Source organism: Pseudomonas sp. C6002 (assembly GCF_013385805.1).
Taxonomy (GTDB): domain Bacteria; phylum Pseudomonadota; class Gammaproteobacteria; order Pseudomonadales; family Pseudomonadaceae; genus Aquipseudomonas.
On the sequence record NZ_JACAPH010000021.1, the window covers coordinates 175,988 to 188,251 of the forward strand.

The 12,264-nt window shown below is 62.3% G+C and carries 10 protein-coding genes; 1 reads left to right on the plus strand and 9 read right to left on the minus strand.

Going from position 1 to position 12,264, the window contains the following annotated elements:
* Positions 1-206: 206 nt before the first annotated feature.
* The 9 genes from HX817_RS14740 to leuC form a co-directional block, all read right to left on the minus strand.
* The gene (locus tag HX817_RS14740; protein ID WP_003212673.1) at positions 207-839 is read right to left on the minus strand and encodes a phosphoribosylanthranilate isomerase; all 633 of its coding nucleotides are present in this window, start codon (positions 837-839) and stop codon (positions 207-209) included.
* A gap of 63 nt (positions 840-902) precedes the next feature.
* Positions 903-1,727, minus strand: coding sequence for a tRNA pseudouridine(38-40) synthase TruA (gene truA, locus HX817_RS14745; protein WP_003212671.1), 825 nt, complete (start codon positions 1,725-1,727; stop codon positions 903-905).
* Between the two features lie 156 nt (positions 1,728-1,883).
* Positions 1,884-4,478, minus strand: coding sequence for a FimV family protein (locus HX817_RS14750; RefSeq protein ID WP_177040481.1), 2,595 nt, complete (start codon positions 4,476-4,478; stop codon positions 1,884-1,886).
* A 160-nt stretch (positions 4,479-4,638) separates the two neighbouring features.
* Entirely contained in the window at positions 4,639-5,649 is a 1,011-nt protein-coding gene (locus tag HX817_RS14755; protein ID WP_177040482.1) for an aspartate-semialdehyde dehydrogenase, read from the minus strand.
* Between the two features lie 248 nt (positions 5,650-5,897).
* Entirely contained in the window at positions 5,898-7,010 is a 1,113-nt protein-coding gene (gene asd / locus HX817_RS14760; RefSeq protein WP_003212667.1) for an aspartate-semialdehyde dehydrogenase, read from the minus strand.
* A 64-nt stretch (positions 7,011-7,074) separates the two neighbouring features.
* On the minus strand, positions 7,075-8,157 hold the full coding sequence (gene leuB / locus HX817_RS14765; protein WP_003212664.1) for a 3-isopropylmalate dehydrogenase: 1,083 nt from the start codon (positions 8,155-8,157) through the stop codon (positions 7,075-7,077).
* A 53-nt stretch (positions 8,158-8,210) separates the two neighbouring features.
* A complete protein-coding gene (locus tag HX817_RS14770) occupies positions 8,211-8,975 on the minus strand; it encodes a class I SAM-dependent methyltransferase (RefSeq protein ID WP_177040483.1) in 765 nt (254 codons plus the stop codon).
* A 146-nt stretch (positions 8,976-9,121) separates the two neighbouring features.
* Positions 9,122-9,766 carry a 3-isopropylmalate dehydratase small subunit gene (gene leuD / locus HX817_RS14775; protein ID WP_003212660.1) on the minus strand — a complete coding sequence of 215 codons (645 nt, stop codon included), beginning with the start codon at positions 9,764-9,766 and terminating at the stop codon, positions 9,122-9,124.
* 10 nt (positions 9,767-9,776) lie between these two features.
* Positions 9,777-11,195 carry a 3-isopropylmalate dehydratase large subunit gene (gene leuC, locus HX817_RS14780; protein WP_008438759.1) on the minus strand — a complete coding sequence of 473 codons (1,419 nt, stop codon included), beginning with the start codon at positions 11,193-11,195 and terminating at the stop codon, positions 9,777-9,779.
* Between the two features lie 145 nt (positions 11,196-11,340).
* Between leuC and HX817_RS14785 the strand changes: the two genes are divergently transcribed.
* The gene (locus tag HX817_RS14785; protein WP_003212656.1) at positions 11,341-12,231 is read left to right on the plus strand and encodes a LysR family transcriptional regulator; all 891 of its coding nucleotides are present in this window, start codon (positions 11,341-11,343) and stop codon (positions 12,229-12,231) included.
* The last annotated feature ends 33 nt before the right edge of the window (positions 12,232-12,264 follow it).

Below are 12,264 nucleotides of genomic sequence, written 5' to 3' on the forward strand. Positions count from 1 at the left end.
CCGCGTATGCCCTTGAGCTAAATTCATATGTGGCGATGACACAAACTGGACGGGGTCAGACGTTCGACCAGCCATTTCCTGCCTGTGCCCTCAGCCTTCCAGACAACCTGCCGTGCAGGGTTGCCACTTCATTTCCGGGCCTCCCACAGGCGGCGCCGGGCTGTTTTACACAGTGGTAGTTATGGACGGCGGCAGACTGCCAGCCGTCACATCGTCCCGCTGCTGTCGCGCACGGCCTGCATGAATGCGCGAATCCTTGCGTGATCCTTGATGCCCTTGCCCTGCTCTACCCCGCCGCTGACGTCCACGGCATACGGCCGAACCTGCTGGATGGCACTGGCCACGTTGTCCGGATTCAGGCCGCCCGCGAGGATAATCGGCTTGCTCAACCCTTCGGGAATCAACGACCAGTCAAACGCCTCGCCAGTACCACCGGGAACGCCTTCGACGTAGGTGTCGAGAAGAATCCCGCGAGCCCCGCCATAGGCAGCGCATGCCGCAGCAATATCGTCCCCGGCCTTGACCCGTAGCGCCTTGATGTACGGGCGCTGGTAGCTCTCGCACTCGTCCGGACTCTCATCGCCATGGAACTGCAGCATGTCCAGTTGCACGGCGTCGAGGGTTTCATTGAGCTCGCAGCGGCTGGCGTTGACGAACAACCCCACGGTGGTCACGAACGGCGGCAACGCGGCAATGATCGCCCGCGCCTGCAACACATTCACCGCCCGCGGGCTTTTGGCATAAAACACGAAACCGATGGCATCGGCCCCCGCCTCGACCGCCGCCAACGCGTCTTCTATGCGGGTAATCCCGCAAATCTTGCTGCGAACGGCAGACATGTCGATGAAACCTCAGGGCGTGTCGGGGAAAGTCCCGGATGGTAACAAATGCTTTTGAGGGCGTCAGCCGCCAAGTTCGCTGAAACCTGTGAGGAAGTGTGGCCCGATGAATCGCTGGGGCAATTCGAACTCGTCGCGGTACTCCACATCCACCAGGTACAGGCCGAACGGATGCGCCGTGACGCCGCCGGTACGGCGAATCCGGCTTTCCAGGACTTCCCTGGCCCATTCCACCGGGCGTTCGCCGGTACCGATGGTCATCAGCACCCCGGCGATATTGCGCACCATATGGTGCAGGAACGCGCCGGCGCGGATATCCAGCACGATCATCTTGCCGTGGCGCGTCACCCGCAGGTGGTGGACTTCCTTGATCGGCGACTTGGCCTGGCACTGGCCGGCACGGAACGCGCTGAAATCGTGGATACCTACAAGATGCTGGGCCGCCTCGGCCATGCGCTCGGCGTCCAGCGGGCGGTGGTTCCAGGTGATTTCTTCGTTGAGATGGGCCGGGCGGATCTGATCGTTGTAGATCACATAGCGATAACGCCGGGCGATGGCCTTGAAGCGCGCGTGAAAGTCCGCCGGCATCACCTTGGCCCAACTGACGCTGACGTCGTGGGGCAAGTTGATATTGGCGCCCATCACCCATGCCTTCATCGAGCGCTCGGCCTGAGTGTCAAAGTGCACCACTTGCCCGCAAGCGTGCACGCCGGCATCAGTACGCCCGGCGCACATCAGCGACACCGGTGAGTCGGCGACTTTCGACAGGGCCTTCTCCAGGGTTTCCTGCACCGTCGGCACACCGGAGGCCTGGCGTTGCCAGCCACGATAGCGCGAGCCTTTGTATTCCACGCCCAGGGCGATTCTGAAAAAGCCTGCGGCCGCCATTTCGGCGGCCGCGTTATCTATATTTGCCAAGAACTGAGAGCCTGATGAGTTGCGCAAAAGCGGCCATTATAAGGCCGCGCGCCTGGGACGCCATGGGTTTGGTGCCTGGATGGCAAAACGGCAGCCCGAAGGCTGCCGTTGTATTTACCGCGCGTATCAAGCCAGCCGGCTGAGCATTTCCTTGGCCTCGCCCTTCTGACCGTCATCGCCTTCCTTGAGCACCTCGCCAAGAATGTCCCGCGCCCCGTCGGCATCGCCCATGTCGATGTAGGCCTGCGCCAGGTCGAGCTTGGTGGCCACTTCGTCGGTACCGGAGAGGAAGTCGAATTCCGGCTCATCGCCACCCAACGCCGCGTCGTCGGCGGTGAAGGACGGTTCGATTGGCGGATGTTCCAGGCTTTGCGACAGGCGATCCAGCTCGGCGTTGACATCATCAAGCTCCGACGCAAACGCGTCCGGCTTGGCCGCTGCGGGCGCCTCGGGCTCGTCGGCCAGGGACAGGTCGAAATCCTCCGGCAGGTCGAGGTCGTCCAGGTCGGCCGGCGTCAGTGTCGGCGGCTCTACCGGCGGCAGGTCCTTCATCTGGTCTTCAAGGCCGGAGAGGAAGTCGTCGTCGGACTGGGCCGACGAGGGTGGATCGAGTTGCAGGTCCAGGTCGAAATCCGAGAGGTCTTCCGCACTGGCCTTGGCCTCGGTCTGCTGTTGCAGCACCGATTCAAAGCTAAGGTCGTCGTCCGACGTCGGGCGGACCACGGCTGGCGAAGCAGCCTCCAGATCGTCCAGGCTGAGGTCGAAGTCAGTGTCAAACGCGTCCGGCGCAGGCTCAGGTGCAGGCGGTGCCGGTTCGTCCTTGAGCAGGTCCTTGACGTATTGGGCGTCGAGAGCGGCAGCGGCAACGGCAGCGCTGACGCCTGCTGCGAACACGGCCATGGCCGGGAAGCGGCTTTTCAGCTGTTCGACCTGGGCATGGTTGTCGCCATTGGCGACCAGTTGGCGCTCCTGGGTGACAAACCCGTCCTTGTTGCCCTGCAAGCCGTGGACTTCCATCAGCTTGAGACGCAGGTCACTGCGGGCGGGCTCTTGCTTGATTGCATCTTCCAGCACTTCCGCAGCCTGGTTCAGGTGGCCACGGTCGATATGCGACTGGGCTTGCGCCAGGGCGTCGGTCGGACGCTGCACAGCAACAGGTGCGACCACCGGCGCAATCACCGGGGCAACCACCGCCGCCGGGGCTGGAGCTGGAGCTGGAGCTGGAGCTGGAGCTGGAGCTGGAGCTGGAGCTGGAGCCAGCTTGACGTTCGGCGGCGGTACATCAAGGCCTTCGAAACTGTCAGATGGCAGATCGTGATCAATGTTCGGCGCAAATTCCGGCTCTTCAGCCAGGGCCCGTGCCATGCGCAGGTGCTTTTCTTCTTCAAGGCGCGCATTGCGATGACGGGCCCACAGCAGCAGAAGCAACAGCACCAGCAAACCCGCTGCGCCGCCGATCACCCCCAGCACGATCGGGTTGGTCAGCAGGTCATTGAATTTACCTTCAGTGCTGGCAGGCGCCGCATCCGGCTTGACCGGGGTCTCGACCGGCGCAGCCGCGGGGGTTGCTGCCGGAGCTGCCGCTGCCGGCGCCGCCGGTTGTGCAGCCAGCTCGGCCGGCATCGCCGCCGTTGCAGCAGGCTGCGCCGCAGCGCCACCCGGGGTCTGCAACTTGGCCAGTTGGTTGTTCTTGAGCTCGATCAGCCGCTGCAGCTTGTCCAGCTGACTTTGCAGGTCAGCCATGCGGCTTTTCAGTTCTTCATTCTCGCGACGGGTCGAATCCAGGCTTTCCTGGGTCACCGCCAGCTTGTTGTTCAAGGCCCGGCTGTCGCCCGCCGCGCCCTTCCCGCCTTTCCTGGCCGCTTCGGCCGAGACCAGGCTCAAATTGTCCTTGGTATTGGTCTGCGACGGCGCATTACCCGCCTGGGTACGCTTGGTCGCGTCCAGCTGCGCCTTGCCGGCGAGCTGATTGCCGCCACGGCGGCCCTCGCGCCACGCCGCGTTTTGCGCCGTCACTTCAGCAATCGCCTCGGGCTGCGGCAGGCTGGTGCTTTGCCCCGAATCCGGCAGGCGCAGGACCTGGCCGGTTTTCATGCGGTTGATGTTGCCGTCGATAAAGGCGTCAGGGTTCAGCGCCTGAATGGCCAGCATGGTCTGCTGCACCGAGGCGCCATTGCGGTTTTTCGCGGCGATTTCCCACAAGGTGTCACGGGAAGTCGTGGTGTGTTCCTTGGCCTTGGTGACTGCCGGAGCCGTCGTCGCGGGCGCACTCAAGCGTGGCGCGGGTGCAGGTGCACCGGCGGCCGGGGTCGACTGGTCGAACTTGGCCGGGTCCAGCAACACGCTGTAGTCGCGCATCAGGCGGCCGTTGGGCCATTGCACCTGCAGCAGGAAACGCACGTAGGAATCCGGCAGCGGCTTGCTGGAGGTGACACGCACCACACTGCGGCCGTTGGGATTGACCACCGGGGTAAAGGTCAGGTCGTTCAGGAACGCCTGGCGATCGACGCCCGCATCCACAAAGGCCTGGGACGACGCGAGGCTGGGGGTGATCTCGGAGGCGGTCAGGCCACCGACATCGAGCAACTCGATTTCCACCGACAGCGGCTGGTTCAGCTTCGACTTGAGGGTCATCTCCCCAAGCTGCAGTGCTTGCGCCATACCGGAGGACAGCGCCGAGGCGGCCGCTATTGCTAACACCAGTTTGCGAACTTGAACCATAGCCTCATCCTTTTTGAACACTCCCCGGCCGGCGAGAAGGTGGGTAACCGCTGCCATTAGGCATGGCGAGCCGATAGGTCACCGACGCGCAATTTTTCCAGCTTGGGGCCAAGCATAGCGCTTGGCTAGAATCAATCTACAAATTGCCGCCAAGTATCTTTTACACAAGGCCTTTTATCAACAACTGCGCCAGCTGTACGGCGTTCAGTGCCGCCCCTTTGCGTACGTTATCTGACGCCAGCCACATATTTAGTTCCGCAGGGTCATCAACACCGGCACGAACCCGGCCCACGTAGACCACGTCCTGACCGACCGCATCGCCCACAGCCGTGGGGTAATCGCCCTCTTCCACCAATTCGACACCCGGTGCCGAGTCCAGGGCACGGTTGACGGCAGCGAGATCCACCGCTGCCCCCAATTGCAGTGACACAGTCAGGCTATCGCCAAAAAACACCGGGGCTTGAACGCAAGTGACGGAAATCTTTAGCAAAGGCATTTCCAGCACGGCGCGCAATTCGTGCACCAGGCGTTTTTCCAGGGCGGTGTGGCCTTGCGCGTCAGGCTTGCCGACCTGGGCCAGCAGGTTAAAGGCCATTTGCCGGTCGAAGAATTTCGGCTCCAGCGGGCGCACATTCAGCAACTCGGCGGTCTGCCGGGCGAGTTCGCTGACAGCCTCACGGCCCTGGGCGGAAACGGCGAGGTTGGCGGTGACGTTGACGCGCTGAATGTCCAGCAAGCCGCGCAGTGGCGCCAGCACCACGGCCAGGGCAGTGGCCGACGGGCTTGGGCTGCTGACCTGATAAGGTTTTTTCAGGCCATCGAGGATCTGCGCGTTGGCTTCCGGCACTACCTGCGGCGCCTGATCGGCCGGCAAGGCGCCGGACAAGTCGATCAGGGTGCAGCCCGCAGCGATGGCGCGCGGGGCAAAACTCAAGGTGACCGCAGGGCCGGCGGCGAAGAACACCAGTTGGACTTTGCTGAAATCGAATTCATCGACTTCCCGCACCCGCACGTTCTTGCCCCGAAACGGCACCGAATGCCCGGCCGACTCGCTGCTGGCCAACAGGTGCAGGCTGCCTACCGGGAAGTCCTGCTCTTCGAGGATCTGCACCAGGGTTTCGCCAACGGTGCCGGTGGCGCCGATCACGGCAATATCAAAGGTCTGGGTCATGGGGGCTGCCTCGGGCATTGCGGGGGGAGCGGCACTTTACCGGGTGGCTGGGGGTGAGGCAATTAACCTGGGGGTTGTGGTGTGGCTGATGGCCTCTTCGCGAGCAAGCCCGCTCCCACATTCGAGCGAGTTTCTTCAGTTGAAATGCGATCAAATGTGGGAGCGGGCTTGCTCGCGAAGAGGCCCGAGCGCGCAATAAAAAACCCGCGCCTGTCACCAGAACGCGGGTTTCTTATTACCAGCAGCGATTACCGCTCCAGCAAGATCCGCAGCATGCGACGCAACGGCTCAGCCGCGCCCCACAGCAGTTGGTCGCCGACGGTGAACGCACCCAGGTACTGCGTCCCCATGTTCAGCTTGCGCAGACGGCCAACCGGCACATTCAGGGTACCGGTCACCTTGTTCGGGCTCAGTTCCTGGATGCTGATATCACGGTTGTTCGGCACCAGCTTGACCCAAGGGTTGTGCTGGCTGATCAGCCCTTCGATATCGGCGATCGGCACGTCTTTGTTCAGCTTGATGGTCAACGCCTGGCTGTGGCAACGCATGGCGCCGATGCGCACGCAGATACCGTCCACCGGGATCGGGCTCTTGAAGCGACCGAGGATCTTGTTGGTCTCGGCCTGGGCCTTCCACTCTTCACGGCTCTGGCCGTTAGGCAGTTCCTTGTCGATCCACGGGATCAGGCTGCCGGCCAATGGCACACCGAAGTTCTCGGTCGGGTAGGCCTCGCTGCGCATGGCCTCGGCCACACGGCGGTCGATGTCGAGGATCGCGCTGGCCGGGTCAGCCAGTTGGTCGGCGACAGCGGCGTGGGTCGCGCCCATCTGCTTGATCAGTTCACGCATGTTCTGCGCGCCGGCACCGGAGGCCGCCTGATAGGTCATGGCGCTCATCCACTCCACCAGGCCGGCTTCGAACAAGCCGCCCAGGCCCATCAGCATCAGGCTGACGGTGCAGTTGCCGCCGATGTAGTTCCTGGTGCCTGCGTCCAGTTGCTGGTCGATCACCTTGCGGTTGACCGGGTCCAGCACGATCACCGCGTCATCCTGCATGCGCAGGCTGGAAGCGGCGTCGATCCAGTAACCCTGCCAGCCGGCTTCGCGCAGCTTGGGGAAGACTTCGCTGGTGTAGTCGCCACCCTGGCAGGTCAGAATGACGTCGAGGGTCTTCAGTTCTTCAATGTTGTAGGCGTCCTTGAGCGGAGCAATGTCCTTGCCCACGGACGGCCCTTGACCACCTACATTGGAGGTGGTGAAAAACACCGGCTCAATAAGATCGAAATCCTGCTCTTCCAGCATCCGCTGCATGAGCACGGAACCGACCATACCGCGCCAACCGATCAGACCTACACGTTTCATCGCAACTACACCTTGTTCAAAAGTGGGCCGCCTTGCAGCAACATCTGCAAGCGGGCCCGAGAGATTACAGATTCCGCAGCGCGGCGACTACTGCGTCGCCCATTTCTTGCGTACCGACCTTGGTGCAACCCTGGGACCAGATGTCGCCAGTGCGCAGGCCCTGGTCGAGCACCAGGCTCACGGCCTGCTCGATGGCATCCGCGGCATCGGTCAGGTTGAAGCTGTAACGCAGCATCATCGACACCGACAAAATGGTCGCCAACGGGTTGGCAATGCCCTGCCCGGCGATGTCCGGCGCCGAACCGTGGCACGGCTCGTACATGCCCTTGTTGTTGGCATCCAGGGAGGCCGACGGCAGCATGCCGATGGAACCGGTGAGCATCGAGGCCTGGTCGGACAGGATGTCGCCGAACAGGTTGTCGGTGACGATCACGTCGAACTGCTTCGGTGCACGCACCAGCTGCATGGCGGCGTTGTCGACGTACATGTGGCTCAGCTCGACGTCCGGGTAGTCCTTGGCGACTTCCTCGACGATTTCACGCCACAGCTGGCTGGACGCCAATACGTTGGCCTTGTCCACCGAGCAGACCTTCTTGCCACGCACACGGGCCATGTCGAAACCGACACGGGCAATACGGCGGATTTCACTCTCGCTGTACGGCAGGGTGTCGTAGGCCTGACGCTCGCCATTTTCCAACTCGCGCACGCCCCGTGGCGAGCCGAAGTAGATACCGCCGGTCAGTTCGCGGACGATCAGGATGTCCAGGCCCGCGACGATTTCCGGCTTCAGGCTGGAAGCGTCCGCCAGTTGCGGGTAAAGGATCGCCGGGCGCAGGTTGCCGAACAGGCCCAGTTGCGCACGGATCTTCAGCAGGCCGCGCTCAGGGCGGATGTCACGCTCGATCTTGTCCCACTTCGGGCCACCCACGGCGCCCAGCAGCACGGCGTCGGCTGCGCGGGCACGCTCCAGGGTTTCGTCGGCCAGAGGCACGCCGTGCTTGTCGATGGCCGCGCCGCCGATCACGTCGTGGCTCAGTTCGAAGCCCAGGCTGTACTTGGCGTTAGCCACTTCCAGCACCTTGACCGCTTCGGCCATGATTTCCGGACCAATGCCGTCGCCAGGGAGAATCAGAATCTGCTTGCTCATGGGTTCCTCATTTCATCAAGCGACCCGCACGTGGGCAGGTCGGGAAAAATTAATCAGCGTTCGGCCCACACCACCAGCACGTCGGTGCTGAAGGTGCCGTCGGCTTGAATCTCGAAATAATCGCGCACTTCCTGGCCCATCGCCTTTTGCAGCTCCAGGATCGCGGCACGCAATACCTCTGGGGTGCGCATGCGCTCGACCCACGAGGTGTATTCCAGGCGCAGGCGCTGGCGGCTGCTGTTGCGCACATGCAAACCGGCTTCGCTGAGCTGGCGCATCCACTCGCCGGCGGAATAGTCACGCACGTGGCTGGTGTCGCGCAGCACTTCGACGGTTTGCAGGTAAGTGTCCAACAGCGGGCTGCCCGGTGACAAGACGTCCACAAACGCGGCCACGCCACCCGGCTTGAGCACCCGGCGCACTTCACGCAGGGCCAGGCCCAGGTCGCTCCAATGGTGCGCCGAGTAGCGGCTGAACACGAAGTCGAATTCGCCACCGGCAAACGGCAGGCGCTCGGCGGCGCCGTGCACGGTGCGGATGTTGTCCAGGCCACGGTCCACGGCAGCGGCGGCGACCACGTCAAGCATCTGTTGGGACAGGTCGTACGCCACCACTTCTTTAACCAACGGTGCCACGTTGAAACTCACGTGACCGGCGCCGCAACCCAGGTCCAGCAGTCGTGCAGCGCCCTGCCCGGCCAGTTCGGCCTGGAGCAGCGCGAACTCGGTGCCTTGAGCATGTACTGCGCTGCTCAGGTAGGCCGAGGCCTGTTCGCCGAATTGTTTTTGCACGACTTGGGTGTGGGCAGTGCTGGTCATGATGATGTCCCTGGTTTTTGTGTTGCTGTTGCTGGCCCTTTCGCGAGCAAGCCCGCTCCCACATTCGACCGAGTTCCTTCAGTTGAAATGCAATCAAATGTGGGAGCGGGCTTGCTCGCGAAGGGGCCAGTCCGGTCTACATGGAATCAAGCGTCGCGAAACAACCAAGGCTGGCTGGCCCGGTGTTTGGTTTCAAACGCGGCAATCGCATCGCCGTCCTGCAAGGTCAGGCCGATGTCGTCCAGGCCATTGATCAGGCAGTGCTTGCGGAAGGCGTCCACTTCAAAGTGATACACCTTGCCGTCCGGACGGGTCACGGTCTGCGCCGCCAGGTCGATGGTCAACTGGTAGCCCACATCGGCTTCCACCTGCTGGAACAACTCATCCACTTCGGCATCGCTCAAGATGATCGGCAGCAAGCCGTTCTTGAAGCTGTTGTTGAAGAAGATGTCGGCGTAGCTCGGCGCGATGATGCTGCGAAAGCCATATTCTTCCAGGGCCCACGGCGCGTGCTCACGGCTGGAGCCGCAACCGAAGTTTTCCCGGGCGAGCAACACGCTGGCACCCTGGTAACGCTCGGCGTTGAGCACAAAGTCCTTGTTCAGCGGGCGCTTGGAGTTGTCCTGGTAGGCGTAGCCCACGTCCAGGTAGCGCCACTCGTCGAACAGGTTCGGGCCAAAACCGGTGCGCTTGATCGATTTCAAGAACTGCTTGGGAATGATCTGGTCGGTGTCCACGTTGGCACGGTCCAACGGCGCGACTAAACCGGTGTGTTGAGTAAAAGCTTTCATCGGGTATTCCTCAGATCAATTCGCGAACGTCGATGAAACGACCGTTGACGGCAGCCGCAGCAGCCATGGCCGGGCTGACGAGGTGGGTACGGCCACCGGCGCCCTGACGCCCTTCGAAGTTACGGTTGGAGGTGGACGCGCAATGCTCGCCCGACTCCAAACGGTCCGGGTTCATCGCCAGGCACATCGAGCAACCCGGCTCGCGCCATTCAAAACCGGCTTCGAGGAAGATCTTGTCGAGGCCTTCGGCTTCAGCCTGGGCCTTGACCAGGCCCGAACCTGGCACCACGATCGCCTGCTTGATGGTGGAGGCGACTTTGCGGCCCTTGGCGATCACCGCCGCAGCGCGCAAATCCTCGATCCGCGAGTTGGTGCAGGAGCCGATGAATACGCGATCCAGCTGGATGTCGGTAATCGCCTGATTGGCTTTCAAGCCCATGTACTTCAAGGCGCGCTCGATGGAACCACGCTTGACCAGGTCGGTTTCCTTGGCCGGGTCCGGCACGTTCTGGTCAACGGCCAACACCATTTCCGGCGAAGTGCCCCAGCTGACTTGCGGCTTGATCTGGGCGGCATCGAGAGTAACCACGGTGTCGAACACCGCATCGGCGTCGGAAACCAGGTCTTTCCAGGCTTCGACAGCGGCGTCCCAATCAGCACCGGCAGGTGCGAACGGGCGACCCTTGACGTAGGCAATGGTCTTTTCGTCCGCCGCCACCATGCCCACGCGGGCACCGGCTTCGATGGACATGTTGCAGATGGTCATGCGGCCTTCGATGGACAGGTCGCGAATCGCGCTGCCGGCGAATTCGATGGCGTGGCCGTTACCGCCGGCGGTGCCGATCTTGCCGATCACGGCGAGGACGATGTCCTTGGCAGTGACGCCGAAAGGCAACTCACCTTCCACCGACACCAACATGTTCTTCATTTTCTTGGCGACGAGGCACTGGGTGGCGAATACATGTTCCACCTCGGAGGTACCAATACCGTGGGCCAGGGCGCCAAACGCACCGTGGGTAGAGGTGTGGGAGTCGCCGCAAACCACGGTCATGCCGGGCAAGGTAGCGCCCTGCTCCGGGCCGATCACGTGAACGATCCCCTGGCGCACGTCATTCATCTTGAATTCGGTGATGCCATATTCGTCGCAGTAATCATCGAGGGTCTGCACCTGGAGGCGCGACACGGTGTCGACGATGGCGTCGATCCCGCCTTTACGCTCCGGGGTGGTCGGCACGTTGTGGTCCGGGGTGGCGATGATCGAGTCGACGCGCCAAGGCTTGCGCCCGGCCAGTCGCAGGCCTTCGAACGCTTGGGGCGAGGTCACTTCATGGATGATGTGACGGTCGATGTAGATCAGCGACGACCCATCATCGCGCCGTTTCACTTCATGGGAATCCCAAAGCTTGTCGTAAAGCGTTTTGCCGGCCATCACGCGGTCCTCATCAGGTGTTTCTATGCCCCGGGCCTTGAACGATTCAATAACCCTTTGGCTTGTGAGGCTGATGGTATGGCGCTACATTAAATAACTCAAATTCATATTTTTTATGCTTTGGATTACCAACTGGAATAGAACAATGGACTTGGCCAACCTCAATGCCTTTATCGCCATCGCCGAGACCGGCAGCTTCTCCGGTGCCGGTGAACGCCTGCACCTGACCCAACCGGCCATCAGCAAGCGCATCGCCGGCCTGGAGCAACAATTAAAGGTGCGCCTGTTCGACCGGCTGGGGCGTGAAGTCGGCCTCACCGAAGCCGGACGGGCGCTGCTGCCCCGGGCGTATCAGATTCTCAATGTACTGGACGACACCCGCCGCGCCCTGACCAACCTGACCGGCGAGGTCAGCGGTCGTCTCACCCTGGCCACCAGCCATCACATCGGCCTGCACCGCTTGCCACCGGTCCTGCGCACGTTCACCCGGGAATACCCGAATGTCGCGCTGGACATCCAGTTTCTTGACTCGGAAGTGGCCTACGAAGAAATCCTCCATGGCCGCGCCGAAGTGGCCGTGATCACTCTGGCGCCGGAACCCCACACGCTGGTGCGGGCCACCCCGGTGTGGGACGACCCACTGGATTTCGTGGTGGCGCCGGAACACAGCCTGATCAGCAACGGCAGCGTCAGCCTGGCGGACATCGCCCGGCACCCGGCGGTGTTTCCCGGCGGCAACACCTTTACCCACCATATCGTGCAGCGGCTGTTCGAGGCCCAGGGCCTGACGCCAAACATCGCCATGAGCACCAACTACCTGGAAACCATCAAGATGATGGTCTCCATTGGCCTTGCCTGGAGCGTGTTGCCGCGCACCATGCTCGATGACCAGGTGGCACGCATCGCTTTGCCGGGCATACAGCTCAGTCGCCAGCTAGGCTATATCGTGCACACCGAAAGGACGCTGTCGAACGCTGCGCGGGCTTTCATGAGCCTATTGGATGCACAGGTCGATCTGCCAGGGAATCAGGCTTGAATCGCCGTGGCCCGTAGACCGTGGAACCCGCGC

Bases quoted from the DNA above. Each gene is read 5' to 3' on its own strand.
- HX817_RS14740 (WP_003212673.1), bottom strand. From the start codon at position 839: ATGTCTGCCGTTCGCAGCAAGATTTGCGGGATTACCCGCATAGAAGAC.
- truA (WP_003212671.1), bottom strand. From the start codon at position 1,727: ATGGCGGCCGCAGGCTTTTTCAGAATCGCCCTGGGCGTGGAATACAAA.
- HX817_RS14750 (WP_177040481.1), bottom strand. From the start codon at position 4,478: ATGGTTCAAGTTCGCAAACTGGTGTTAGCAATAGCGGCCGCCTCGGCG.
- HX817_RS14755 (WP_177040482.1), bottom strand. From the start codon at position 5,649: ATGACCCAGACCTTTGATATTGCCGTGATCGGCGCCACCGGCACCGTT.
- asd (WP_003212667.1), bottom strand. From the start codon at position 7,010: ATGAAACGTGTAGGTCTGATCGGTTGGCGCGGTATGGTCGGTTCCGTG.
- leuB (WP_003212664.1), bottom strand. From the start codon at position 8,157: ATGAGCAAGCAGATTCTGATTCTCCCTGGCGACGGCATTGGTCCGGAA.
- HX817_RS14770 (WP_177040483.1), bottom strand. From the start codon at position 8,975: ATGACCAGCACTGCCCACACCCAAGTCGTGCAAAAACAATTCGGCGAA.
- leuD (WP_003212660.1), bottom strand. From the start codon at position 9,766: ATGAAAGCTTTTACTCAACACACCGGTTTAGTCGCGCCGTTGGACCGT.
- leuC (WP_008438759.1), bottom strand. From the start codon at position 11,195: ATGGCCGGCAAAACGCTTTACGACAAGCTTTGGGATTCCCATGAAGTG.
- HX817_RS14785 (WP_003212656.1), top strand. From the start codon at position 11,341: ATGGACTTGGCCAACCTCAATGCCTTTATCGCCATCGCCGAGACCGGC.